Origin of the sequence: Streptomyces sp. NBC_00005, assembly GCF_045160215.1 — a bacterium.
GTDB lineage: Bacteria > Actinomycetota > Actinomycetes > Streptomycetales > Streptomycetaceae > Streptomyces.
This window is the reverse complement of sequence record NZ_CP108316.1, coordinates 2813806-2838506: the sequence shown is the minus strand read 5'-3', so window position 1 is coordinate 2838506 and position 24701 is coordinate 2813806. Positions and strand designations below refer to the sequence as shown.

General features: G+C 70.5%; 21 protein-coding genes and 1 pseudogene. 9 read left to right on the top strand and 13 right to left on the bottom strand.

Annotated elements, in window-relative coordinates:
- The first annotated feature begins 513 nt into the window (after positions 1 to 513).
- Both erm and mgt read left to right on the top strand, forming a co-directional pair.
- A complete protein-coding gene (gene erm, locus OG303_RS13340; protein ID WP_405868144.1) occupies positions 514 to 1293 on the top strand; it encodes an ErmE/ErmH/ErmO/ErmR family 23S rRNA (adenine(2058)-N(6))-methyltransferase in 780 nt (259 codons plus the stop codon).
- Between the two features lie 4 nt (positions 1294 to 1297).
- Positions 1298 to 2573: pseudogene (gene mgt / locus OG303_RS13335) on the top strand (macrolide-inactivating glycosyltransferase).
- A 154-nt stretch (positions 2574 to 2727) separates the two neighbouring features.
- On the opposite strand, the gene OG303_RS13330 reads toward mgt, so the two are convergent.
- Positions 2728 to 4983: an MMPL family transporter gene (locus OG303_RS13330; protein ID WP_405868142.1), complete on the bottom strand. Its 2256-nt coding sequence runs from the start codon at positions 4981 to 4983 to the stop codon at positions 2728 to 2730.
- A 438-nt stretch (positions 4984 to 5421) separates the two neighbouring features.
- On the opposite strand from OG303_RS13330, the gene OG303_RS13325 reads away from it, so the two are divergent.
- Positions 5422 to 5976 carry a DUF1697 domain-containing protein gene (locus tag OG303_RS13325; protein WP_405868140.1) on the top strand — a complete coding sequence of 185 codons (555 nt, stop codon included), beginning with the start codon at positions 5422 to 5424 and terminating at the stop codon, positions 5974 to 5976.
- Here the strand turns inward: OG303_RS13325 and OG303_RS13320 are convergent.
- A complete protein-coding gene (locus tag OG303_RS13320) occupies positions 5957 to 6817 on the bottom strand; it encodes a transglutaminase-like domain-containing protein (RefSeq protein WP_405868138.1) in 861 nt (286 codons plus the stop codon). The two genes, OG303_RS13325 and OG303_RS13320, sit on opposite strands and share 20 nt — an antisense overlap.
- Positions 6818 to 6901: 84 nt before the next feature.
- Between OG303_RS13320 and OG303_RS13315 the strand changes: the two genes are divergently transcribed.
- The 4 genes from OG303_RS13315 (at position 6902) to OG303_RS13300 (ending at position 12058) form a co-directional block, all read left to right on the top strand.
- Positions 6902 to 7921, top strand: coding sequence for a ketopantoate reductase family protein (locus tag OG303_RS13315; protein ID WP_405868136.1), 1020 nt, complete (start codon positions 6902 to 6904; stop codon positions 7919 to 7921).
- 25 nt (positions 7922 to 7946) lie between these two features.
- On the top strand, positions 7947 to 8573 hold the full coding sequence (locus OG303_RS13310; RefSeq protein WP_405868134.1) for a TIGR03086 family metal-binding protein: 627 nt from the start codon (positions 7947 to 7949) through the stop codon (positions 8571 to 8573).
- A 55-nt stretch (positions 8574 to 8628) separates the two neighbouring features.
- Positions 8629 to 9255 carry a DsbA family protein gene (locus OG303_RS13305; RefSeq protein ID WP_405868132.1) on the top strand — a complete coding sequence of 209 codons (627 nt, stop codon included), beginning with the start codon at positions 8629 to 8631 and terminating at the stop codon, positions 9253 to 9255.
- A gap of 187 nt (positions 9256 to 9442) precedes the next feature.
- Entirely contained in the window at positions 9443 to 12058 is a 2616-nt protein-coding gene (locus OG303_RS13300) for a fibronectin type III domain-containing protein (protein WP_405868130.1), read from the top strand.
- Positions 12059 to 12065: 7 nt separating this feature from the next.
- Here the strand turns inward: OG303_RS13300 and OG303_RS13295 are convergent, their stop codons facing one another.
- Entirely contained in the window at positions 12066 to 13385 is a 1320-nt protein-coding gene (locus OG303_RS13295) for an MFS transporter (RefSeq protein WP_405868128.1), read from the bottom strand.
- 56 nt (positions 13386 to 13441) lie between these two features.
- Here OG303_RS13295 and OG303_RS13290 point away from each other — a divergent pair, with 56 nt between their 5' ends.
- Both OG303_RS13290 and OG303_RS13285 read left to right on the top strand, forming a co-directional pair.
- On the top strand, positions 13442 to 14431 hold the full coding sequence (locus OG303_RS13290) for an ArsR family transcriptional regulator (protein ID WP_405868126.1): 990 nt from the start codon (positions 13442 to 13444) through the stop codon (positions 14429 to 14431).
- Between the two features lie 11 nt (positions 14432 to 14442).
- Positions 14443 to 15375 (top strand): phosphotransferase family protein, encoded by a 933-nt coding sequence (locus tag OG303_RS13285; protein WP_405868124.1) that lies wholly within the window; start codon positions 14443 to 14445, stop codon positions 15373 to 15375.
- Here the strand turns inward: OG303_RS13285 and OG303_RS13280 are convergent, their stop codons facing one another.
- The 10 genes from OG303_RS13280 to OG303_RS13235 form a co-directional block, all read right to left on the bottom strand.
- On the bottom strand, positions 15376 to 16116 hold the full coding sequence (locus OG303_RS13280) for a sirohydrochlorin chelatase (protein ID WP_405868122.1): 741 nt from the start codon (positions 16114 to 16116) through the stop codon (positions 15376 to 15378). It lies immediately after the preceding gene.
- A gap of 5 nt (positions 16117 to 16121) precedes the next feature.
- Positions 16122 to 17000, bottom strand: a complete 879-nt coding sequence (locus OG303_RS13275; protein ID WP_405868120.1) for an ABC transporter permease — start codon at positions 16998 to 17000, stop codon at positions 16122 to 16124.
- Positions 16987 to 17772 carry an ABC transporter ATP-binding protein gene (locus OG303_RS13270; protein ID WP_405868118.1) on the bottom strand — a complete coding sequence of 262 codons (786 nt, stop codon included), beginning with the start codon at positions 17770 to 17772 and terminating at the stop codon, positions 16987 to 16989. The genes OG303_RS13275 and OG303_RS13270 overlap by 14 nt, the downstream gene beginning before the upstream one ends.
- A gap of 34 nt (positions 17773 to 17806) precedes the next feature.
- The gene (locus OG303_RS13265) at positions 17807 to 18919 is read right to left on the bottom strand and encodes an aliphatic sulfonate ABC transporter substrate-binding protein (RefSeq protein WP_405868116.1); all 1113 of its coding nucleotides are present in this window, start codon (positions 18917 to 18919) and stop codon (positions 17807 to 17809) included.
- Positions 18920 to 19150: 231 nt separating this feature from the next.
- Entirely contained in the window at positions 19151 to 20485 is a 1335-nt protein-coding gene (locus OG303_RS13260; protein ID WP_405868114.1) for a sulfate adenylyltransferase subunit 1, read from the bottom strand.
- A gap of 2 nt (positions 20486 to 20487) precedes the next feature.
- Positions 20488 to 21426 carry a sulfate adenylyltransferase subunit CysD gene (cysD, locus tag OG303_RS13255; protein ID WP_405868112.1) on the bottom strand — a complete coding sequence of 313 codons (939 nt, stop codon included), beginning with the start codon at positions 21424 to 21426 and terminating at the stop codon, positions 20488 to 20490.
- On the bottom strand, positions 21423 to 21998 hold the full coding sequence (gene cysC / locus OG303_RS13250; RefSeq protein WP_405868110.1) for an adenylyl-sulfate kinase: 576 nt from the start codon (positions 21996 to 21998) through the stop codon (positions 21423 to 21425). Before cysC ends, cysD begins: the two co-directional genes overlap by 4 nt.
- A complete protein-coding gene (locus OG303_RS13245; protein WP_405868108.1) occupies positions 21998 to 22705 on the bottom strand; it encodes a phosphoadenylyl-sulfate reductase in 708 nt (235 codons plus the stop codon). Before OG303_RS13245 ends, cysC begins: the two co-directional genes overlap by 1 nt.
- The gene (locus OG303_RS13240; RefSeq protein ID WP_405868106.1) at positions 22702 to 22890 is read right to left on the bottom strand and encodes a hypothetical protein; all 189 of its coding nucleotides are present in this window, start codon (positions 22888 to 22890) and stop codon (positions 22702 to 22704) included. Before OG303_RS13240 ends, OG303_RS13245 begins: the two co-directional genes overlap by 4 nt.
- Positions 22887 to 24584, bottom strand: a complete 1698-nt coding sequence (locus OG303_RS13235) for a nitrite/sulfite reductase (RefSeq protein WP_405868104.1) — start codon at positions 24582 to 24584, stop codon at positions 22887 to 22889. Before OG303_RS13235 ends, OG303_RS13240 begins: the two co-directional genes overlap by 4 nt.
- Positions 24585 to 24701 lie beyond the last annotated feature (117 nt).

Sequence of the window (24701 nt, the reverse complement as noted above, 5' to 3'; positions counted from 1 at the left end):
CGCCCGCGCCCGAGCGCCCGCGCCGAACGCCCATGCCCGCGCCGAGCGCCCGCGCCGACGCCCGCGCCCAGGTCGAGCGCCCATGTCCGCGCCGAGTATCCGCGCCCGCGCCGAGCGCCCAGGTCGAGCGCCCATGCCCGCGCCGAGCATCCACGCCCACACCGAGCGCCAACGCCGACGCCCGCGCCGAACGCCCGCGCCAACGCCCACGCCGGGCGCCCGCGGGCGTGGTCGCCGAGCGTCGCGCCGAAATTCCGTTGCCCGCGCCACGGGCGCCCGCCTAGCGTGGCGTCCGTGGCAGCGTTCAACGCGATCTCGATCTCCGGTCTCGGCCGGGGCTGCACGCACTCCATTCGGATGCGTCGTGGTCCCGGTGCCCTGACCGGCTCGGAGAGCCACGCCCGCTGATTCCCTCGCGGCTCGCCTCGCGCTCCGTTCTTCTTCCTTCCTGTCTTCCGGTCAGGGCCTTCGGCTGCCCTCTCCCCTTTCCACGGAAGACAAGGACCGCTGGCCATGGCCCGCCCCACCGCTACCTCCCGCGCGCTCTCGCAGAACTTCCTCGCCGACCGTCAGACGGCCGAACACCTCGCCCGTCTCGCCGTCCCCCACGGACGGCAGGCACCCCTGCTGCTCGAAGTGGGCCCGGGCAAGGGCGCGTTGACCGACCGGCTCGCCCCGCGCTGCCGGGAGCTGCGCGCGTACGAGATCGACCGACGGCTGGTCCCCGAGCTGCGCAGCCGTTTCTCGAGCACTGCCCATGTGCGCGTCATCGGCGGCGACTTCCTCGCCGTACGCCCTCCCCGCACCCCCTTCTCCGTCGCCGGAAACGTGCCCTTCTCCCGTACCGCGGCCATCGTCGACTGGTGCCTGCGGGCCCACGCCCTCACCGACGCGACCCTGCTCACCCAGCTCGAGTACGCCCGTAAGCGCACCGGGGACTACGGGAGTTGGACCCTGGTCACCGTCCGCAGCTGGCCCCGGTACGAGTGGCGGCTGGTCGGCCGGGTCGCCAGGACACGGTTCCGGCCCGTGCCGCGCGTCGACGCCGGGATCGTACGCATCGAGCGACGCCGCACCCCGTTGCTCGAACCGGCCGCGTACGACAGCTGGCGGCACCTCGTCGAGCTGGGCTTCTCGGGTGTCGGCGGCTCGCTGCACGCCTCGCTGCGGCGCGCGCATCCCAGGCGCCGGGTGGACGCGGCGTTCCGCACCGCGGGCCTGGATCCACGGGTGCTCGTGGGGGAGGTGCCGCCGGGGCGGTGGCTGAGGCTGCACGAGGTGCTGGGCGGGTGAGGCCTTGGAGCCACGAGACCGTAATCAGTTGCACGAGACGTATCGTCTCGTTTAGCGTCGAGATCATGACCACTCGCGCTCATATCGCCATGTTCTCCATCGCCGCCCACGGCCACGTGAACCCCAGCCTCGAGGTGATCCGCGAGCTCGTCGCCCGCGGGCACCGGGTCACGTACGCCATTCCGCCCGTGTTCGCCGAGAAGGTCGCCGAGACCGGTGCCGAGGTGAAGACATGGAAGTCGACACTGCCCTCGCCGGAGGACGATCCGGCGGCCTGGGGCAGCACCCTGCTGGACCACGTGGAGCTCTTTCTGGCCGACGCGATCCAGGCCCTTCCCCAGCTGATCGAGGCGTACGAGGGGGGTCGGGGGGACGTCCCCGACCTCGTCCTGCACGACATCACCTCGTACCCCGCCCGGGTCCTCGCCCACCGCTGGGGCGTCCCCGCGGTCTCGCTCTCGCCGAACCTCGTGGCCTGGGAGGGCTACGAGGAGGAGGTCGCCGAGCCGATGTGGGCGGAGCCGAAGAGCACGGAACGCGGGCAGGCCTACTACGCCCGCTTCCACGCCTGGCTGGAGGAGAACGGGATCACCCAGCACCCGGACCCCTTCATGGGCCGCCCCGCGCGCTCACTGGTCCTGATCCCCAAGGCGCTGCAGCCGAACGCCGACCGGGTCGACGAGACCGTGTACAGCTTCGTCGGCGCCTGCCAGGGCGACCGGAAGGCGCAGGGCGACTGGCAGCGGCCGGCCGGCGCCGGGAAGGTGGTGCTGGTGTCGCTGGGCTCGACCTTCACCGACCAGCCGGGCTTCTACCGGGAGTGCGTCGAGGCCTTCGGCGGTCTGCCGGGCTGGCACCTGGTGCTGCAGATCGGCCGTCGAGTGGACCCGGCCGAGCTCGGGGACGTACCTGCCAACGTCGAAGTGCACTCCTGGGTACCGCAGTTGGCGATCCTCAAGCAGGCCGACCTGTTCGTCACACACGCCGGGGCGGGCGGCAGCCAGGAGGGACTGGCCACCGCCACGCCGATGATCGCCGTACCGCAGGCCGTCGACCAGTTCGGCAACGCGGACGTCCTCCAGGCCCTGGGCGTGGCCCGCCACGTCCCCACTCAGGAGGCCACTGCCGACACCCTGCGCGCGACCGCCCTCGCCCTGGTCGACGACCCCGAGGTCACCCGGCGCCTCAAGCAGATCCAGGCCGAGATGGCCCAGGAGGGCGGGACGCGCCGGGCGGCCGACCTGATCGAGGCCGAACTGCCCAGCAGGGACCGGGAGTAGGCCGTGATGTCGATCCACGCCGATGGATGCGCGCCCTGCCGCCGGGCGGTGTGCCCGTCACGGTGAACGGGATCTCGCCGACGCCGTTCGGAGGGCGTACGAGGGCCCGTTGGCTCCCCCGGGAGACCAACGGGCCCTCTGCTTGCAGGAGGGCTCAGACCCTCAGCGGCGCGTTCTCCTCCGGCGCCGACGCCACGACCGCCTCCGACGCCTCGTCGTGCGTGAGGTCGGGCAGCCGGTTCAGCCACTTGGGCAGGTACCAGTTGCGCTCGCCCAGCAGTGCCATGACCGCCGGGAGCAGCACACCCCGGATGATCGTCGCGTCGATGAGCACCGCGACCGCGAGGCCCACACCCATCTGCTTCATGGACTGCATGGACAGCGTCCCGAAGATCGCGAACACGGCGACCATGATGACCGCGGCGCTGGTGACGACACCGGCCGTGGTGACCACACCGTGCTGGATCGCGTCCTTCGTCGTACGGCCCCGCAGGCGCGCCTCGCGGATCCGGGAGACCACGAACACGTGGTAGTCCATGCTCAGGCCGAACAGGATCACGAACAGGAACAGCGGCAGCCAGGTGATGATGGCTCCGACGCCCTCCGCGCCCACCAGCGAGGCGCCCCAGCCGTGTTGGAACACGGCGACGAGGACGCCGTAGGCCGCGCCCACCGACAGCAGGTTCAGCAGGATCGACGTGATCGCGACCGTCAGCGAGCGGAACGACAGCAGCATCAGCAGGAAGGCGAAGACCACCACGAACGCGAACACCGGGATGACCGCGCCGCCGAGCTGGTCGTTGAAGTCGTGCGAGCCGGCGACCTGTCCGGTGATCGGCGCCTGGACGCCGTCGATCCTGCCGAGCGTGGCGGGCCGCACCTCGTCGCGCAGCTTGTCCAGGCTGGCGCCCGCCTTGTCCAGGTCGGAGCCGCCGACCAGCGGGACGTACACGTAGGCGATGTTCTGCGCGTCGTGCAGCTTGATCTCGACCGGGCCGCGCGAGGCGCCCGAACTGATCGCCCGCGCCTTGAAGTCGGCGAGGGCGGACTTCACGTCGGGTGCGTTGATGTCCTTGGCCTTGACGACCACCTCGGCCGGCTCGGAGCCGCCCGGGAAGGCGTCGTTGACGCGGTTGTACGTCTGCACGATCGGCAGCGAGTTCCCGAACTCCTGGTCCAGCGTGAGGTTCTGGGTCTTCATGCCGACGGCGGGAGCCGCGATGGCCAGCAGTGCACCGGCCGCGACGAGGACGGAGACGAGGGGCTTGGCGAGTACGCCGCGCAGGACGGCGGCCCAGAAGGGGCTCTCCCCGCCCGTGCGGGCGGTGCGGCGCTCCATGGCCCTGCGCAGGAACGGAATCCGCCCCTTCTCGACCCGCTCGCCCAACAGCGAGAGCAGCGCGGGCAGTACGGTCACCGACCCGACCATGGCGACGGCCACGACCATCAGCGAGGCCAGACCCATCGCCTCGAACTCGGCGAGCCCGGTGAACAGCATGCCGGCCATCGCCACGCACACCGTGACACCGGAGACGATGATCGCGCGGCCACTGGTGGCGGCGGCGATCCGCAGGGCCGTCTGGGCGTCCCGGCCCGCCTCGCGCTCCTCGCGCTCGCGGCGCAGATAGAACAGGCAGTAGTCGACACCGACGGCCAGACCCACGAGCAGCATCACGGAGTTGGCGGTGTCACTCATCGGCATCACATGGCTGACGACGCCCATCAGACCCATCGTCGCCATGATCGCGGTCACCGCGAGCGCCACCGGCAGCAGTGCCGCCACCAGCGCGCCGAAGGCGATGAGCAGGATGCCGAGGGCCACCGGCACCGCGGAGAGCTCGGCCTTCTCGAAGTCGTCCCCGAAGGCGTCGTCGAACGTCTTCTGCATGCTGGCGCTGCCGATCTCCTCGATCCGCAGCGTCTCGTGGTCCTTCTGCACCCCGTCGACGGCCTTCAGCACGGGCGCGACCCGGTCGCCCGCGGTCTCGGCGTCGCCGCGCATGTCGAACTGCACCAGCGCGCTGCGCCCGTCCTTGGAGATCGTCTTCGTGGTGTACGGCGACGTCACGTCCGTGACCTTGCCGGTCCCGTCGACGGCCTTGACGACCGCGCTGACGGCGGCCCTGAACCGGGCGTCCGTCGCCGTGACTCCGCTGCCCTTCGCCTGGATCAGTACCGTCTCGCTCGCCGGTTCCTCGATCCCCGCGTCCTCGATGATCTTGGCGGCGGTGTGCGTCTCGCCCTTGAGCTGGTCGCTGTCCTTGACGTCGACCCGGCCCGTGGCCGAACCGAGCCCCATCGCCAGGACGACGAACAGCACCCATATTCCGACGGCAGCCCATCGGTGCCGGGCGCTCCAGCCGCCGGCCCGGGCGGCGATGCCCCGCACCCGCAAATCTCCGTTCCCCATGATGGGCTTGCCCCCTCATATGCGGTGACAGCCCCCTGCCGCCACCTTTCGTTTCGAAGGTATGGGCGGGATAAGACCATCTCGTCGTGCTGCCCGGTGAGGTGCGGCGGGCGCGACTCCTCCGCTCGGACCCCGGCGCCTCACCGCTGGGGAGGACGTCGGCCCCTTACATCTATCCGGACCTCTCGGGGGTGGAGATCGGGGAGCCCCTCCACCCCGCGACGTCGCTCGGACGCCGCCGAGCGACGTCCGGCCCGTGTCCGGTCCGTCGGTATCGCTCCACCTTTGTTATTACGAAACCTTGTTGAACAAGTCACAGGTGCGTGTAGGTGTTGATCCGGGCCCGCGGTTCGGCCAGAGTTTCGCGCAGTCCGCTCGTGCGGACACGGCCGTCGTGCCCACCCCCACGGGGCACGACGGCCGTCCTATGGTGTGCGGATGACGACGACGTATGCGGCGCTGCTGCGCGGGATCAACGTGGGCGGCAAGAAGAAGCTCCCGATGGCCGAACTGCGGCAGCTCATGGACGGCCTCGGCCACCACGGCGTACGCACCCATCTGCAGAGCGGCCAGGCCGTCTTCGTCAGCGACCACGGCGACGAGGAGTCCCTTGCCGCCGAGCTCGCCGAGGCGATCGAGAAGCACTTCGGCTTCGCCGTCGACGTGATCGTGCGCGACCACGCCTACCTCGCCGCGATCGCCGAGGCCTGCCCCTTCCCGGCCGCCGAGCTGGAGGCCAAGCAGCTCCACGTCACCTACTTCTCCGTACCGGTCGACGCCGAGCGGTTCGCTCAGATCGACCAACAGGCGTACCTGCCCGAGGAGTTCCGCCTCGGCGACCGCGCGCTGTACCTGTACGCCCCGGACGGCCTCGGCCGCTCCCAGCTCGCCGTGCACCTCTCCAAGCCCCGTATCAACAAGGGCCTGATCGCCACCACCCGCAACTGGAACACCGTGCTGAAGCTGGTGGAGCTCACGGCCGGGGGAGAGTGACCGCACGCAGGCCGAGGTAGGGCGTCCGCGAGAGGATCTCGCGGGGCGGGGCCAGCCGGGGATCCGCGTACAGGCGTCGGGCCTCGTCCTCGGAGCTGCAGGCGGCCACCGTGTCCAGGAGCGCGAGGTCGTCGGCGGACAGTGAGCCGGGGTCGTCGTCGAGTCCGGCCAGCGGAAGCCAGCCGTCCCACGGCAGCGTCTCGACGCCGTTGCGGCAGGCCAGATCGAGAACGAGGCTGTGGCGGACGAACTCCGTCCCCCGGTAGCGCTCGACGCCCCAGACCCCGAACGTCCGCGGATCGGCCCGCCCTTCCCGGCACGCCCGCCAGGCCTCGCCCGACCTCACGAAACGGTCCCGCGGCACGTCCAGCGGGTCGAAGTCCACGTCGTACGCCGGATGCAGGACCTGTGGGTCGACCAGCCGCCAACTCCCGTTCGGCAGGCGGTACTCGGTGACCCAGTGGTCCTCGTGGAACCCGTCGACGAAGTACGTGCCGAACCCGCCCCGCACCCGGGCCGGCGTGCCCGTCGCCCGCAACAGGGCGACGTGCAGCAGGGCGAAGTCCCGGCATGTTCCGACGAACCGCTCCCCGTACGCCCGGGGTTCGGTGAGCGGCCCCGCGGAGCCGTGCAGGATCCGCAGGATCTCGCGCAGGTACCGCGACTCGCCGTCGTGGTGCAGCCGTTGGTCCGGAATCTCGAACCCCAGGCGCTCTCCCTCCAGCCGATGGAGGATCAGATCTCTTACGACATGGGCGAGTTGGCCGGGATCACGCGGCAGCCCGCCGAGGTCCAGGTCCCCGGGATCGCTGTACGGCGTCTGCTTCAGGTGGCTGCCCATGCCCGGGACGCTCGGCCCTGTCCCAGGGGCAAGGTCAACCCGGTGCTTCATGGAAGGTACACACAACTGTGCGAGGCTCCTCCCATGCGCTACATCATCATCGGAGCGGGAGCCGTCGGCGGTTCGATCGGCGGGCGTCTCGCGGGTTCGGGGCACGAGGTGGTTCTGGTCGCGCGGGGTGCACACTACGCGGCGCTGCGGGACGGCGGGCTGCGGCTCACGGTGCCGGACGGCACGTTCACCTACCGGCTGCCGACGGTCGACGGGCCGGCCGGGCTCGGCGAGCTGCGGCCCGACGACGTGCTCGTCCTCGCCGTCAAGACACAGGACACCGCGGCCGCCCTGCAGACCTGGGGCCCGGTCCCGGTCGCGGGCGGCGGCACCGCGGCCGGGCGGCTGCCGCTGTTCTGCGCGCAGAACGGGGTGGAGGGCCAGCGCCTCGCCCTGCGCGTGTTCCGGCATGTGTACGGCGTCTGCGTCTGGCTGCCCTCGACGTTCATCGAACCGGGCGTCGTCTCCGCGGGCGGGGCCCCGCTCACCGGCATCCTCCACCTCGGCCGCCACCCCCACGGCACCGACGAGACCCTCCGCCTCGTCGCCGCCGACCTGGAGAAGTCGCACTTCGAGGCACCGGTCGCATCCGACGTGGCGCGCTGGCAGTACGCCAAGCTGCTGTCCAACCTCGGCAACGCGATCGAGGCGGTGAGCGGTCGCGTCGGCGAGGCATCCGAGGAGCTCTACGCGCGCGTGCGGGCCGAGGGCGAGGCCGTGCTCGACGCCGCCGGGATCGCGTACGCGAGCGTCGAGGAGCAGAAGGCGGTACGCGGCCACAAGGTGGATCTGGTCCCCCTCGACGGTGCCCCGCGTGGCGGCGGCTCCTCCTGGCAGTCCCTCAGCCGCGGCACCGGCAGCATCGAGGCCGACCACCTCAACGGCGAGATCGCGCTCCTCGGGCGCCTGCACGGCGTACCGACACCGCTCAACGAACTGCTCCAGCACCTCGCGAACACCTTCGCGCGCGAGCACCGCGCCCCCGGATCGATGCCGGTGCCGGAGCTCCTCCGCCTCGCCGACGAGGCTGTCGCGTTTGTTCAAGAGTCCTGAGCGAGCCCTCCCTAGCGTGGGGTGCATGACGTACGACGATCTGCACCCCACCACGGACGACCTGCACCGGTACATGAGCGAATGCGCCGCCGAGGCGGCCCGCGTCGCGCGCGGGGTCACGGCGGCACAGCTCGGCAACCCCGATCCCACCCACTGCACGGACTGGGACACCCGCGCCCTGACCAACCACTGGGTCCTCTACACCTCCCACGGCCTGGAGCACCGTGCCCTGCGCAAGCAGCTCCCCGAGGAGCTGACCGCCCGCGACTTCACCACCGACCCGGACTGGGCCGAGGCGTACGCCGCCCAGCTGGACCGCGCCGTCGCGGCCTGGGCGGACCCGGCGGTGTGGGAGGGCGAGGTCGACCTCGGCATGGCGAAGATGCCCGCCGTCGAGATCGCCTCGATGGTCATCAAGGAGATGGCGGTGCACGGCTGGGACGTCGCCACCGCCACCGGCCAGGAGTTCCACGTCTGCGACGACGCGGCCCGGTTCGTCCTCGACGTGGTCGAGAAGCACGGCGAGCTCTACCGGCAGTACGACGGCTTCGCCGACCCGGTGCCCGTGCCGGACGACGCGCCGCTGTTCGACCGCGCGCTCGCCGCCAGCGGACGGGACCCGAGGCTCGCCCGGGAGAAATTGGGTCAGTAGAAAAGCGCTTGATTGGGCCGGGATACTGGACCAACCGGCGCGTAGCGTCGACCGCATGACGAACGCATCGCCCACCCGCGTCGACTTCTGGTTCGACCCCGCCTGTCCTTTCGCCTGGATCACCTCCCGCTGGCTGCTGGAGGTCGAGCGTGAGCGCCCGCTCGACCTCCGCTTCCACGCGATGAGCCTGTATCTGCACAACATCGGCAACGAACTCCCGGACTGGTACCGGGAGTTGGTCGACAGGTCGATCGGCCCGGTGCGGGTGGCCACAGCGGCCGCGGAGCGGCACGGGGAGAAGGTCCTGCGCGACCTGTACACCGCCTTCGGCACCCGCATCCACGAGCGCAAGGCCGACTCCGCCGACAACTTCGCCGCGGTCGTCGCCGACTCGCTCGCCGAAGTCGGCCTCGAGGCCGATCTCGCCGCCGCCGCGCACGATCCGTCGTACGACGAGGGGGTACGGCGTAGTCATGAGGCCGGCGTCGAACCCGACTCGGGCGGCTATGTGGGCACACCCACCATCCATGTCGACCAAACGGTGTGGTTCGGCCCCGTGCTGCGGGCGATCCCGCGCGGCGCGACGGCAGCCGAACTCTTCGACAGCTTCCGGGTCCTGGCCTCCCACCCGGACTTCTTCGAGCTGAAGCGCACCCGCACGGGAGGACTCAGCTTCGACTGATCCAGCTGATCCGACCCAGCTGATCCGACCCAACTGGTCGAGCTGATCCAACTGATCCGGTTGATCCGATGAATCAACCGGATTCATCGAGGATCTCGGCAATTTCTGTCCCTTTCATTGACCGAGGCACCTAAGTGCTCCTACCTTTCCCGGCGTTGGGTACAGGCTGATCCCACGGGAGGGGTACATGCCCACGCACCGAAGAGCCGCCCTCGTCACCCTCGTCACCGCTGTCCTCGCCCTCGGGATTCCGGGCCTCGCGGCCCCGGCCCAGGCCGCGTCCTCGGACCTCTATGTCTCACCCGCCGGCAACGACCACGCCGACGGCACCGCACGACATCCCGTCCGCACCCTGCAACGCGCCCAGACCCTGGCCCGTGCCCGGGCCGCGCATCTGAGGTCCGACCTGACGGTCCACCTCGCCTCGGGCACCTACCGGCAGTCGAAGCCCCTCGTCCTCGACGCCCGCGACTCCGGCACGAACGGGCACCGGGTGATCTGGCAGGGCACCGGCGCCACCGTCGTCAGCGGCGGCCGCCAGGTCACCGGATGGCGCCCGGTCCACGGGCGGCCGGGGCTGTGGACCGCGCCGGCGCCCCAAGGGCTCACCGACACACGGCAGTTGTACGTAGACGGGGTGCGCGCCCAGCGGGCCCGCGGCGCCGTGCCCGTCCAGCTGACCCAGACCGCCACCGGCTACACCGCCTCCTCGGACGCCATCGCGCACTGGAAACACCCGTCCGACGCCGAGTTCGTCTACACCAGCGGCGAGGCACTGTGGAACATCGAGCGCAACGGCCTGGGTCAGTGGACCGAGCCGCGCTGCCGCATCGCCTCCGCCGAGGGCACCACGATCACCATGGTCCAGCCCTGCTGGGACAACTCCAACAAGCGGGTCGAGTTCCCCGACATCCCCGGCCGCACGGTCGGCATGGTCGGCCCGGGCAAGCTCACCAACGGCGGCAGGGCGACGTACGTCGAGAACGCCTACGAACTCCTCGACCAGCCCGGCGAGTGGTACCTCGACAAGAGCGCGCACGAGGTCTACTACCTGCCCCGCAAGGGCGAGAACCTCGGCCGCGCCGACGTCGAGGCCGCCGCGGCCGAGAAACTGGTCGACGGGCGGGGCACGGCGGCCGCGCCGGTCCACGACATCGCCTTCCGCGGCATCCAGTTCAGCTACGCGACCTGGCTGACGCCCTCGCAGCCCGAGGGCTTCTCCGAGATCCAGGCCGGCTACACCGTCACCGGCCAACAGGGCTGGGCCACCCAGGGGTTGTGCCAGTACGTCGAGGGCGGGACCTGTCCGTTCGCGTCCTGGACGAAGATGCCCGGCAACGTGTCCTTCGCGTACGGACAGCGCATCGAGTTCGCCGACGACGTCTTCGCCCATCTCGGCGCGTCCGGACTGGACTTGGGCACCGGAAGCAAGGACTCGTCCGTCAGCGGCAGCATCTTCACCGACATCTCCGGCAACGGAATGGAGATCGGGGGCGTGGGGGCAGCGGACGGCCAAACCCCGGTCTCCGGCGTCCAGGTGACGAACAATCACCTCTACGGCCTGCCCCGCGAGTACCACGGCGGAGTCGCCATCCTCAACGGCTACACCCAGCACAACACCATCGCCCACAACCAGATCGACCACGTCGGCTACTCGGCGATCTCGATGGGCTGGGGCGGCTGGCCCGACAAGATCGGCGACCCGGCGACCCCGAACCCGAGCCACGACAACGCCGTCAGCGACAACCTGATCGTCGACTACATGCAGATGCTCGACGACGGCGGCGGCATCTACACCCAGGGCCTGACCGGCACCTCCATGGCCGACGGCGAGAAGGTCACCGGCAACGTCATCCACGACCAGTGGGGCCTGGGCAAGAACGTCTACACCGACAACGGCTGCACCTACGAGACCGTCGAGGGCAACGTCCTCTACAACGCCTCCTACGCCAACGTCTCCTCCCGGCACACCGACTACCGAGACGACCTCGGCAACAACGACCCGACGCTCATCAAGGACAACTGGTGGGAGGAGGGCACGGCCGACGGCGACAACAAGGGGCTGGTGACGACCGGCAACCGGATCATGGCCGCCCCGTCCGACGTACCGTCGCAGATCCTGGACAACGCCGGACTCGAGCCCGCCTACAAGGGCCTGCTCGACCGCCGTGTCGGCGCCGCGTCCGCCCCGGAGGCACCGTCCCGCGTCGGCACCAGCACGGCAGGCACGGACGCCCTGTACGTGACCTTCAACCCGACCTTCGCGGACGGCGGTTCGCCGGTGACGTCGTACACGGCGCGGGCGTACGACGCGACGGGCAAGCTGGTCGGCCAACAGGGCGTGTCCGCGGCCGAGTTCAAGCGGACTGCGGTCGTGCGGATCGGCGAACTGCCTTCTGGCGGAGGGCCGTTCACCGTGACGGTCACCGCAAGCAACGCGTACGGGAGCAGTGCCTCGTCGCTCGCCTCGCTGCCTCTGACGCCCACGGCGGCGAGCACCCTGCCGGGCGCGCCCACCGGCCCCAAGCTGCGTACGGCGTCCACGGCGGCCACCCTCGCCTGGACCCCGCCGACCGCGACCGGGGACGCGAAGATCGTGGGCTACCGGGTGACCGTCTCCGACGGACGCGACCCGATCGACGTCACCGGCCGGGACGTCCTGGTCACCCAGCCCTCCGTCAAGGGCATGTTCCGGGTGATCGGCGGGCTGAAGCCCGGGACGTCGTACACCGTGACCGTCGCCGCGGTGACGGCGGCCGGAACCGGACCCGCGGCCACGGCCACGGCGACCACCCGGTCCTGAGCCCCGCTCAGGCGACGGCCTCGCCGCGCCACTCCCCGTCCCGCCGTGCCCAGCGCACGGCGGGACGGACCGCGAGGCCCGTGACCGCGAACAGCACGCCCAGCACCGCCCAGCCCACCGCGCCGTGTTGGATCGCGGTCACCGTGACCAGGGCCGGGCCCGCCATCATTCCGGCGGAGAAGCCCGCGCCGAAGACGCCCTGGTAGACACCGTGGGCGCGGGCGTCGGCGAGTTCGTAGCCGAGGGTCCAGCCGCCGGCCGCCGACAGCACCTCCGCGAAGACCTGCACCACGGCGCCGACGGTCAGCGCCAGCACGGCCCACACAGGGGACAGGCCCGCCGATACGGCGTACACCGCGCAGGCCGCCGCCAGCAGCAGCCCCGACCAGCCCATCGCCCGTACGGCGCTGGGCACTTGGGAGGCCCGGCGGGCGACCCGCACCTGAAGCAGCGCCACCAGGACACAGTTCACGATCATCAGCAGGGCCGCCGTCCAGCGCGGCGCCTCGGTCCGCTCGACGATCCACAGCGGCAGACCGACCTCGGACAGGGTGTACTGCACGACCAGCACCGCGTTCAGCACGGTCACCGCAAGGAACGGCAGATCCCGCACCGCCCGCCAGGAGCTCACGGCCGCAGGCTCCTTCTGGGCCGCCACCCGTTCCACCACGTGCGCCGCCAACGGCAGCCGGCGCACCATCGAGGCGGGCGCCAGGAACGACAGCGCGTTCACCAGAATCACCGTCATATAGGCGCCCCGCGTGTCGAGTTGCAGCGCGATCGCCCCGAACGCACCGCCCACGCCCATGCCCACGTTGGTGATCATCCGCAGATACGCGCGCGCCTCCACCCGGGTCGCCGCCGGGAGCACGTCGGCGTAGATCGCGCCCTGCACACCCCGGCTCGCCATCTGCAGCCCGGTCGCGCAGACGACCGCGACGAGGAAACCGGCGTACGAGTGCACCAGCACGTACGCGGCCGTCGCCACCCCGGTCCCGCCCCACAGCAGCGCCCCCACCTGCCGGGCGCCCCACCGGTCGGCGGCCCGGCCGGCCGGCACCCCCGCCGCCACACCGACCAGCCCCGCCATCGTCATCCCGAGCCCGACCGCGGTCGCGTCCAGGCCGACGATGCGGGTGAAGTACAGGACGCCGAGCGGGAAGTAGAGGCCGTTGCCGAGGGAGTTGAAGACCGTGATCAGGGTGGCGCGGCGCAGGGCGGAGTCGGCCGGGAGGAGGCCGGCGGCCCGGGTGGCGCGGTCGGGGCGGGCAACGACCGTACTGTCGCCGTCCTGGTCGGATGCCGCGGACGCGGGTGTCGTGGTCATGCACCCAGCCAAGCCGCCCACCCACGGACGCCGACATTGATTTAGCGTGGGGCTCAATGATCGAGTTCCGCTTCGCCGTCGGTGACCTCGCCACCACCTCCTTCGCGTACTCGCCGCTCCAGGAGGCGGTGTTCTCGCTGCGCTGCCTGCACGACCCGACCCGCTACCCGCACCACCGGCCGTGGCTGCACCGCATCCGCCCCCGACTCGACGCCCTGGACGGTGAGTTGCTCACCGCCCTCGTCGCCCCCTGGCTGTGGGTGCCGGACTTCCTCACCCCGCGCCCCGAACGGGCCCGCCCGGCCTTCGCCGACGAACTGGACCGGCTGCGGGCGACCCCGCCGGACGTCGTGGTCGCCGACTTCCACGCCACGTACCGCTCCCAGGAGGCACTGCCGCCCGTCGTCGCCGAGGGCCTCGCCGACCCCGAGGCCTTCCTCGTCCGGCTGACGGATGCCCTCGACGCCTACTGGCACACCTGCCTGGCCGCCGACTGGTGGCCCCGTGCACAGAGCGTCCTGGAGGCCGATCTCGCCCACCGGGCAAGGGTGTTGGCGGAACAGGGCGCCGGCGCGCTGTTCTCCGGACTCGATGCCCGGCTCACCTGGACCGACGGCCAACTACGCCTGTCCACACGGGACTTCATGGTCCAGGCACCGTGGACCGACATGAGCATCGCCGGGCGCGGCCTGGTACTGCTGCCGAGCGTGTTCGCGAGGGGCGCCCAGCCCCTGATCGACCCCCAGCGCCCGCCGACCCTGATCTATCCGGCGTACGGCCGCGCCACCCTCTCCGAGACACCGCCCCCGGTCCCCGACACGGCCCTGGTACGCCTCCTCGGCCGCCCCAGGGCCCGCCTCCTCCTGCTCCTCGCGGAACCCGCCTCCACCACGGAACTCGCCCACCGCCTGGACGTCACCCCGGGAGCCGTCAGCCAGCACCTCGCGGTACTCCACGGCGCGGGGTTGCTGAGCCGCACGCGGAGCGGCCGGATCGTGCGGTACGGGCGCACCCCGCTCGGCGACGACCTGTGCCGTGATCGGTAGGCTCCGTCTCCATGACCGAGGACTGGTCGAGGACCCGCGTATGGGTGGAGCGGAGCCTGCGCCCCGGCGAGCACATCCGTGCCGTCGCGGAATTGCGGGGCGGCTGGACCTCGCGGATGCGGCGCCTCGACATCGAGGGCACCGGGGAGCCGTACACGCTCGTGCTGCGGTCCTTCGTCCAACCTTTCTTCCTGAAGCACGCGTTGGGGCTGCTCACGCGTGAGGCGGACATCCTCCGCCTGCTGGCCGACACGCAGGTGCCGGCCGCCCGGCTGCACGCCGTCGACGCGAGGGCGGAGCACTGCGACCATCCGTCGCTGGTGATGTCGCTGCTCTCGGGGAGCGTGCGGCTGGACGGGGAGGACGTCGAGCGGAAGACCGAGCAGCTCGCCAGGCAGTTGGCCGCGATTCACGGGCTTCGCGTGCCGGAAGAGGACCGGCCGCGCACGTACCAGGCGTGGACCGGTCCCGAGCGGGTGCAGATCCCGGAGGGGACCAAGCGCCCCGAGCTGTGGCGGCGCGCCGTGGACGTGATCCGCCGCCCGGCCCCTCCCTACCGGCCCTGCTTCCTGCACCGCGACTACCACCCCGGCAACGTCCTCTTCACGGGACACGGAGCCGACCTCGCCGTCACGGGCGTCGTCGACTGGGTGGAGACGTCCTGGGGCCCGGCCGACCTGGACGTCGCCCACTGCTCGACTGCCCTGGTCCTGCTGCACGGAGTGCCTGTCGGCCTGCGGTTCGCCGACCACTACCTCGCGGCGGGCGGAACCCTCGCCGAAGACTCGGAGGCCCACCTGTACTGGCGCCTCCTGGACGCCTTGGCCTTCGCGCCCGACGCGGAGAAGGTCGCCGTCCCCTGGCGGGAACTGGGGCGGACCGATCTGACACCGACTGTTCTGGCCGGGCGCCTGGAGGAATATCTTCTGGCGCTTCTCGACTAGTTAGGCGCTGACAGCCGACAGTTGAGGCGTCCGTGCCGCGTCGTACCGCTCCAGCAACACGCGGGCCACCTCCGGCGCCGGGCCCAGCACGTCGGCCAGGACGTCGGCCTCAGCCGCGCCCCGCGCGATGCGGTCCGGGAGGAAACCGGGAGCCAGGACGTACGGGGCGACGGCCACTCGCTCGCAGCCCAGCGCCCGGAGCTCCCGCACCGCGTCCTCGGTGCGGGGAAGGGATGCGGAGGCGAACGCGGGTCGCACGGCGCACCAACCGGTGTGCCGCCACTCCCGCGCGATTTCTGCGATCACCGCGATCGCCTCCGGGTCGGTGGACCCCGCCGAGGCCAGGACGACCCCGGTCGAGGACTTGTCGGCGGGCGTCAACCCGGCCTCGTACAAACGCCGTTCGAGGGCGGACAGGAGCAGCGGCGCCGGGCCGAGCACCTCCGCCTGGCGGATGCGCAGCTGCGGCGGCGCGTCCCGGAGGACCGCGGGGATGTCCGCCTTCGCGTGGAACGCGCGCGTAAGGAGGAGCGGGAGGGCCACGACGTCACGGACGCCCTCCGCCGCCAGGGACTCCAACACCCCTCGCACGGACGGGATGTTGAAGTCCAGGAAGCCGGTCTCCACCCGTACGCCGGGGCGCAGGGAGCGCACCCGCCGTACGAGGGCGTGCACCGTCGCGGCGTGCCGCGGGTCGCGGCTGCCGTGGGCGATGACAAGGAGAACGGGCTTCTTGAACATGTGACTCAGCTCTTCACCAGCAGACCGCGGCTGCGCAGCACCCACCGCTCCAGCGGGCTGAAGATCAGCAGGTCGATGGCTATGCCGACGAACAGGATGAGCAGGATCGCGAGGAAGACGGTCGCCATGCTGCTGTTGGTGCGGCCGGTCTCCAGCAGCTGGCCCAGCCCCATCCCCATGTCCGGCGACTGGGCGATGATCTCGGCGGCCATCAGGGAACGCCAGGAGAACGCCCAGCCCTGCTTCAGACCGGCCACATAGCCGGGCAGCGCCGCCGGCATCACGATGTGCCACGTGCCGCGCAGGCCGGTCGCCCCCAGGGTGCGGCCCGCGCGCAGGAACAGCGGGGGCACCTGGTCGACGCCCGACACCAGGCCGTTGGCGATCGAGGGCACGGCACCGAGCAGGATCACGGTGTACATCACCGAGCTGTCCAGACCCAGCCAGATCACCGCGGGCGCGACCCAGGCGACCGAGGGCAGCGACTGCAGACCGGAGAGGATCGGGCCGAACGCCGCGCGCACGAACTTCACCCGCGCCACCACCAGACCCAGCGGCGTACCGATGGCCAGGGCGAGCAGGAAGCCGAACAGGCCGCGGGAGACGCTGCCCCAGATGTAACTGAGCAGAGTGCCCTTGAGCCACAGGTCCTCGACCTCGGCCCACACATCGCCCGGGGAGGGCAGCTTCGTCGGGTTGTCGACGATCGGGTAGAGGAGGTACCAGGCCACGATGACCACGACGATCGCGGTGATCGGCGGCAGGATCTTGTTCTTGAAGGTCTGGCTGAAGGGAGTACGGACCTTGGCCGAGGTCTCCAGCGCGTCGAGGCCGGCCTCGACGCTCCCGACATCCTGAGCTGCGGTCGTCTCAGTGCTGGCCATGGCGGCGGATCTCCCCACGCAGTACATCGGTGATCTCAAGGGACAGTTCGGCAACCGGCGCGTCCTCGATACGGCGCGGCTGCGGGATGCCGACAGTCCACTCGCGGGCGATCCGGCCGGGGCGGGACGACAGCAGGATGACGCGCTGGGCGAGCCGCACCGCCTCGCGCACGTTGTGCGTGACGAACAGGACGGAGAGGCCGGTCTCCTCCCAGATACGGGTCAGCTCGTCGTGCAGCACGTCTCGGGTGATGGCGTCCAGGGCCGAGAACGGCTCGTCCATCAGGAGCAGATTGCTCTCCTGAGCAAGAGCGCGGGCCAGCGCCGCACGCTGACGCATACCGCCCGACAGCTCGTGGACGCGCTTGCCGTGCGCGCCCTTCAGCCGGACGAGCTCGAGCAGCTCCTCGGCCTTGTCGCGCCGGTCGTTCTTCGCAACTCCCCTGAGCTTGAGGGCGAGTTCGATGTTCTTGCCCGCGGTCAGCCACGGGAAGAGGGCGTGCTCCTGGAACATCAGGGCCGGGCGGCCGTCGGTCGCGATCGAACCGACGGTCGGCCGGTCCAGTCCCGCCACCAGGTTCAGCAGGGTGGACTTGCCACAGCCCGAGGCCCCCAGGAGTGTGACGAACTCGCCGGGCGCGACATCGAGGCTGATGTCGTCCAGGACGAGCTGCTGCCCGCCCGGTCCTGCGAAGGACTTCGAGACATGCTCAAGCCGAGCGGCGTACTCCACCGACTCTTCGGCCTTGGCGAGTGTCGTGGTCGTTGCCATGGTCGTCACCTCCTGGGAACTCGTCGGGCGGGAATCAGCTGGCGCCGAGACCGGCGTCGTCGACCGTGCTCGCGCCCTCGGCCTTGAGGACCTTGTTGAGGAGCGTGAGGTCGTAGATGCCCTTCAGGTTCGGCTTCTCCAGCAGACCGGCCTTGACCGCGTGCGCCGCCTCGGTGTTGAGGGTGGCTGCCAGCGGGTCGTCGGTGAACTGGATCGACTTCCAGGCCGGGTCCAGGACGTTCGCCGGGAGCGCCTTGCCCGAGTCCGCCTCCAGCTGCTTGTTCGCCGAGGCCTTCGCCTTGTCAGGATTGGCGTTGATCCACTTGTTGGCCTTGACCGCGGCCTTCAGCACGGCCTCGACGGCCTTCGGGTGCTCCTTGAGGAACGCCTGCCGTACGACGATGTTCGTGATCACGAACTTCTTGTCGGGCCACAGGGTCGACTCGTCGAGCAGCACCTTGCCGCCCTCCGCGACCAGCTTGGACGCGGTCGGCTCCGGCACCCAGGCGCCGTCGATGGCACCGGACTCATAGGCATCCGGGGTGATCTTGTTGTCGGTGCGGATCACCGACACATCGCCCTTGCCGGTGTCCGCGTCGACCTTCCAGCCCTGGTCCGCGATCCAGTTGAGGAACGCCACGTCCTGGGTGTTGCCGAGCTGCGGGGTCGCGATCTTCTTGCCCTTGACGTCCTTCAGGGACTTGATCTTCTTCGGGTTGACGACCAGCTTCACGCCGCCGGAGGCCGAACCGCCGATGATGCGCAGGTTGGTGCCGTTGGCCTTGGTGTAACCGTTGATCGCGGGGGACGGGCCGATCCAACCGATGTCGAGGGACTTCGAGTTGAGGGCCTCGATCTCCGAGGGACCCGCGTTGAAGATCTGGTAGTTCGCCTTGGTGGCGCCCAGTTCCTTCTGGAAGAGGCCCTGCTGGCGGGCGACGAGCGCGGTGCCGTGGGTCAGGTTGCCGAAGTATCCGATCTTGACGGAGTCGAGCCCGTCGATCTTCGACGACCCGGCGGCGACCTTCTCCTTGGCGTTGTCGGCCGTGGACTTGGACCCGTAGCTGCAGGCAGCGAGAGTGAGGAGCGGGAGAGCGGCTGCCACGGCGATGCCGCGGCGAAGGAGCGTTGAGCGGTTGACAGGCACGGGAGGTGTTCCTCTCGGAGGCCCGGCGGTCACGGTCTCTCAGGTCGTGGCCGGGAGGTCGGCAGGTCTTCGTCGCTTCCGGGACGGCGGGTGGGGGGACGGGGCGCGCAAGCAGTGCGCGTACGTCAGCACGCACATCGCGCGACCCCGCCCTGCCCGCTGCCGAGGGCGCCGCTGCCGACGCGGCCGCCCTCCTTCGCGAACGTGGAGTAGTAGTCGGTGGAGTTCATGTCAGAAGTCCCACCCGTCGTCCTCGGACTCGTCCTTGACGGGCTCCGGCGACGCGAACGACTCGCCGACCATGCCCGCGGTGAGCGTGGTGCCGTCGTTCGGGTCGATCAGGATGAACGAGCCCGTGCGCCGCGAGTCGGCGTAGGAGTCGACCGGCAGCGGCTCCGCGGTGCGGATCTTCACGCGGCCGATGTCGTTGGCGACGAGCTGTCCCGGGTGCGGGTGCAGGGACAGGTCGTCGAGCGTGAGACGGGACGGGATGTCCTTGACGATCGCCTTGACCGTGCGGGTGCCGTGCTTGAGCAGCACCCGGTGGTTGATGGTCAGCGCCTGGTCGGCGACGTGGCAGACGGTCGCCTCGATGTCCTGCGTGGTCGCCGGGGCATCCTTGCTGGGCACGATCAGGTCGCCGCGCGAGATGTCGATGTCGTCCTCCAGCAGGAGGGTCACCGACTGCGTGGTCCAGGCGATGTCGACCGGCTCGCCGAGCAGGTCGATGCCGGAGATCCGCGAGGCACGGCCCGAGGGCAGCACCGTGACCGGCTCGCCGACGTGGAAGGAACCGGCCGCGATCTGGCCCGCGTAGCCCCGGTAGTCCGGGTGCTCGGCGGTCTGCGGACGGATCACGTACTGCACGGGAAGACGCGCGTGGCAGTGGCTCAGGTCGTGCGCGACCGGGACCGTCTCCAGGTGCTCCAGGAAGGTCGGGCCGCCGTACCAGTCCATGTTCGCGGACGGGTCCACCACGTTGTCGCCGGCCAGTGCCGAGATCGGGATCGCGGTGATCTCCGGGACGCCCAGCTCGAGCGCGTACGCCGTGAACTCCTCGGCGATGGCGGCGAAGACCGGCTCCTGGTAGTCGACCAGGTCCATCTTGTTGACGGCGAGGACCACGTGCGGGACGCGCAGCAGCGCTGCGATCGCGGCGTGGCGCCGCGTCTGCTCCACGACGCCGTTGCGGGCGTCGACGAGGATCACCGTCAGCTCGGCGGTGGAGGCACCCGTCACCATGTTGCGGGTGTACTGCACGTGGCCGGGCGTGTCGGCGAGGATGAACCGGCGCTTGGGCGTGGCGAAGTAGCGGTAGGCCACGTCGATGGTGATGCCCTGCTCGCGCTCGGCCCGCAGGCCGTCGGTGAGGAGGGCGAGGTCGGGGGTGTCCTGGCCGCGGTTGCGGGAGGCGTGCGCGACGGCCTCCAACTGGTCGGTGAGGACCGACTTGGAGTCGTGCAGCAGCCGCCCCACCAGGGTCGACTTACCGTCGTCGACGGAGCCGGCGGTGGCGAACCGCAGCAGGGTGGTCTCCGAGAGCGCCTCGGTCGTGATCGTGCTCATGCTTAGAAGTACCCCTCGCGCTTGCGGTCTTCCATCGCGGCCTCGGACATCTTGTCGTCGGCACGCGTGGCGCCGCGCTCGGTCAGCCGGGAGGCGGCGATCTCGGTGATGACGGCCTCCAGCGAGGTCGCGTCGGAGTCGACCGCACCCGTGCAGGACATGTCACCGACGGTCCGGTACCGGACCAGCCGCTTCTCGACGGTCTCGCCGTCCTTGGGCCCGCCCCACTCACCGGCGGTCAGCCACATCCCGCTGCGCGCGAACACCTCGCGCTCGTGCGCGAAGTAGATCTGCGGCAGCTCGATGCCCTCGCGGGCGATGTACTGCCACACGTCCAGCTCGGTCCAGTTGGACAGCGGGAAGACGCGGACGTGCTCGCCGGGCGCGTGCCGGCCGTTGTAGAGGTTCCACAGCTCCGGCCGCTGGCGGCGCGGGTCCCACTGCGAGAACTCGTCGCGGAGGCTGAACACCCGCTCCTTGGCGCGGGCCTTCTCCTCGTCCCGGCGTCCGCCGCCGAAGACGGCGTCGAACTTCTCGGCCTGGATCTTCTCGGTGAGCGGGAGGGTCTGCAGCGGGTTGCGGGTCCCGTCCGGGCGTTCCTTGAGGACACCGCGGTCGATGTAGTCCTGCACGGACGCGACGTGCAGCCGCAGGCCGTGCCTGGCCACCGCGCGGTCGCGGTACTCCAGCACCTCGGGGAAGTTGTGTCCGGTGTCCACGTGCAGCAGCGAGAAGGGGACGGTCGCGGGAGCGAAGGCCTTCAGTGCCAGGTGCAGCATGACGATGGAGTCCTTGCCGCCGGAGAAGAGGATCACCGGCCGCTCGAACTCGCCCGCCACCTCGCGGAAGATGTGCACCGCCTCGGACTCCAGCGCGTCCAGGTGCGAAAGGGCGTACGGGGCACCCGTGCCCTCCTCGACCTCGGCGACGGTCGTCGTCATGCCAGTCCCCTTTCGGTGAGCAGCGCGTGGACCGCGGCAGCGGACTCCTGGACGGTCTGGTGCTGCGACTCGATGCGCAGGTCGGGCGTCTCGGGCTGCTCGTAGGGGTCGTCCACCCCGGTGAGCCCGGACAGTTCGCCCGCCGCCTGCTTGGCGTACAGACCCTTCACATCACGTACGGAGCACACCTCGACCGGAGTCGCCACGTGTACCTCGATGTACGCCGCCCCGCCCGCCTGGTGGCGCCCCCGCACCGCCTCGCGGCTGTCCGCGTAGGGCGCGATCACCGGCACGAGCGCCTTGACGCCGTTGCGGGCGAGCAGCTCGGCGAGGAAGCCGATGCGCTGCACGTTAGTGTGCCGGTCCTCGCGACTGAAGCCGAGGCCCGCCGAGATGAACTCGCGGATCTCGTCGCCGTCGAGCACCTCGACGAGGTGGCCCTCCTCGCGCAGCCGGCCTGCCAGCTCGTACGCGATGGTGGTCTTGCCGGCACTCGGCAGACCCGTGAGCCAGACGGTGGCTCCGGTCGTCACGTGGTTCTCCTGATTCGTCGAAGGCGCGGGCGCGGTCATCAGTGCAGCCCGCACTCGGTCTTGGCGTTGCCCGCCCAGCGGCCGGCCCGCGCGTCCTCGCCCTCCAGGACCCGGCGGGTGCAGGGGGCGCAGCCGACAGAGGCGTAGCCGTCCATCAGCAACGGGTTGGTCAGTACGCCGTGTTCGGCGACGTAGGCGTCCACGTCGTCCTGGGTCCAGCGGGCGATCGGGGAGATCTTGACCTTCCGGCGCTTCTCGTCCCAGCCGACGACCGGGGTGTTCGCCCGGGTCGGGGACTCGTCGCGGCGCAGGCCCGTCGCCCAGGCCACATAGCTCTTCAGGCCCTGCTCCAGCGGCTGCACCTTGCGCAGCTTGCAGCACAGGTCGGGGTCGCGGTCGTGCAGCTTGGGGCCGTACTCGGCGTCCTGCTCGGCGACCGTCTGGCGCGGGGTGAGCGTGATGACGTTGACGTCCATCACGGCCTCGACGGCGTCGCGGGTGCCGATGGTCTCCGGGAAGTGGTAGCCGGTGTCGAGGAACACGACGTCCACGCCGGGCAGGGCCCGGGAGGCGAGGTGTGCGACGACCGCGTCCTCCATGGAGGAGGTCACGCAGAAGCGCTTGCCGAACGTGTCGGCCGCCCACTGGAGGATCTCCAGCGCGGAGGCGTCCTCCAGGTCACGGCCCGCCTGCTCGGCGAGCGCCTTGAGATCCTCGGTCGCGCGTTCTTCCTGAACGGCGGTCATATCTGTTCTCCCCCTGCTTCGGAGTGCTGAAGGCCCCGGGCGAGCAGCCCGAGGAACTTCAACTGGAAGGCCCGGTTGCATGCCGCGCATTCCCACGCACCATGGCTGCCGTTCAGGGCTTCACTGGGACGGAGATCCTCGTCGCCGCAGTAGGGGCAGTAGAAGGGGGCGGCCCGCTCGCTCATGAGAGGGCCTCCTCGGACGCACGGGTGACCCAGGCGGCGAAGCGCTCGCCGTCCTCGCGCTCGTCCTGGAACCGCTTGAGTACGCGCTCGACGTAGTCGGTCAGGTCGTCGGAAGTGACCTTCAGGCCGCGGACCTTGCGGCCGAACCCGGCCTCCAGGCCGAGCGCGCCGCCCAGGTGCACCTGGTAGCCCTCGACCTGCTCGCCCTGGTCGTTGAGGACCAGCTGCCCCTTGAGACCGATGTCCGCCACCTGGATACGGGCGCAGGCGTTCGGGCAGCCGTTGAGGTTGATGGTGATCGGCTCGTCGAACTGCGGGATCCGGCGCTCCAGTTCGTCGATCAGGGCGGCACCGCGCGCCTTGGTCTCGACGATCGCGAGCTTGCAGTACTCGATGCCGGTGCAGGCCATGGTGCCGCGCCGGAAGGGAGAGGGCCTGGCGGTCAGGTCCAGCGCCTCCAGGGCCTCGACCAGCGAGTCGACCTGGCCCTCCTCGACGTCGAGCACGATCATCTTCTGCTCGACGGTGGTCCGGACCCGGCCCGAGCCGTGCGCCTCGGCCAGCTCGGCGATCTTCGTGAGCGTGGCACCGTCGACGCGGCCGACCCGCGGGGCGAAACCGACGTAGAAACGGCCGTCCTTCTGCCGGTGGACGCCGACGTGGTCGCGCCAGCGCGACGTGGGCTCGGCGGGCGCGGGGCCGTCGACGAGCTTGCGCCCCAGGTACTCGTCCTCGAGGATCTGGCGGAACTTCTCCGGGCCCCAGTCGGCGACCAGGAACTTCAGACGGGCGCGGGTGCGCAGGCGCCGGTAGCCGTAGTCGCGGAAGATGCCGATCACGCCCGCCCAGGCGTCCGGTACCTCCTCCAGCGGGACCCAGGCGCCGAGCCGGACACCGATCTTCGGGTTGGTGGACAGGCCGCCGCCGACCCACAGGTCGAAGCCGGGGCCGTGCTCGGGGTGCTCGACACCGACGAACGCCACGTCGTTGATCTCGTGGACGACGTCGAGGAGCGGGGAACCCGAGATGGCCGTCTTGAACTTGCGGGGCAGGTTGGAGAATTCCTTGCTGCCGATGTAGCGCTCGTGGATCTCGTCGATGGCCCAGGTGCCGTCGATGATCTCGTCCTCGGCGATACCGGCGACCGGCGAGCCGATGATGACGCGCGGGCAGTCGCCGCAGGCCTCGGTGGTGGACAGACCGACCGCCTCCAGGCGGTTCCAGATCTCCGGGACGTCCTCGATGCGGATCCAGTGCAGCTGGATGTTCTGCCGGTCGGTGATGTCGGCGCTGCCGCGCGCGAACTCCTGCGAGATCTCGCCGATCACCCGCAGCTGCTGCGTGGTCAGCCGGCCGCCGTCGACGCGGACGCGCAGCATGAAGTACTTGTCGTCCAGCTCCTCCGGCTCCAGGATCGCGGTCTTGCCGCCGTCGATCCCGGGCTTGCGCTGGGTGTACAGACCCCACCAGCGCATACGGCCGCGCAGGTCGTTGGGGTCGATGGAGTCGAAGCCCCGCTTCGAGTAGATCGTCTCAATGCGTGTCCGCACATTGAGACCGTCGTCGTCCTTCTTGAACTGCTCGTTGCCGTTTAGCGGGGTGAAGTGCCCCGCGGCCCACTGACCTTCACCGCGGTGACGGCTCACCTTGCGGCGGGGAGTCGCGGCGGCAGGCTTCTGCGGGTTGGCGGCCATGGTTCTACGTCCTTCGGGACAGGCGGGAAAGCGGCTCTGACCTGCGCGTACGGGCGCATGGGTATACGTGCGCGTCGTTGCGCGGGATCGAACTGGGGGAGATGTCGGCGGTGCTGG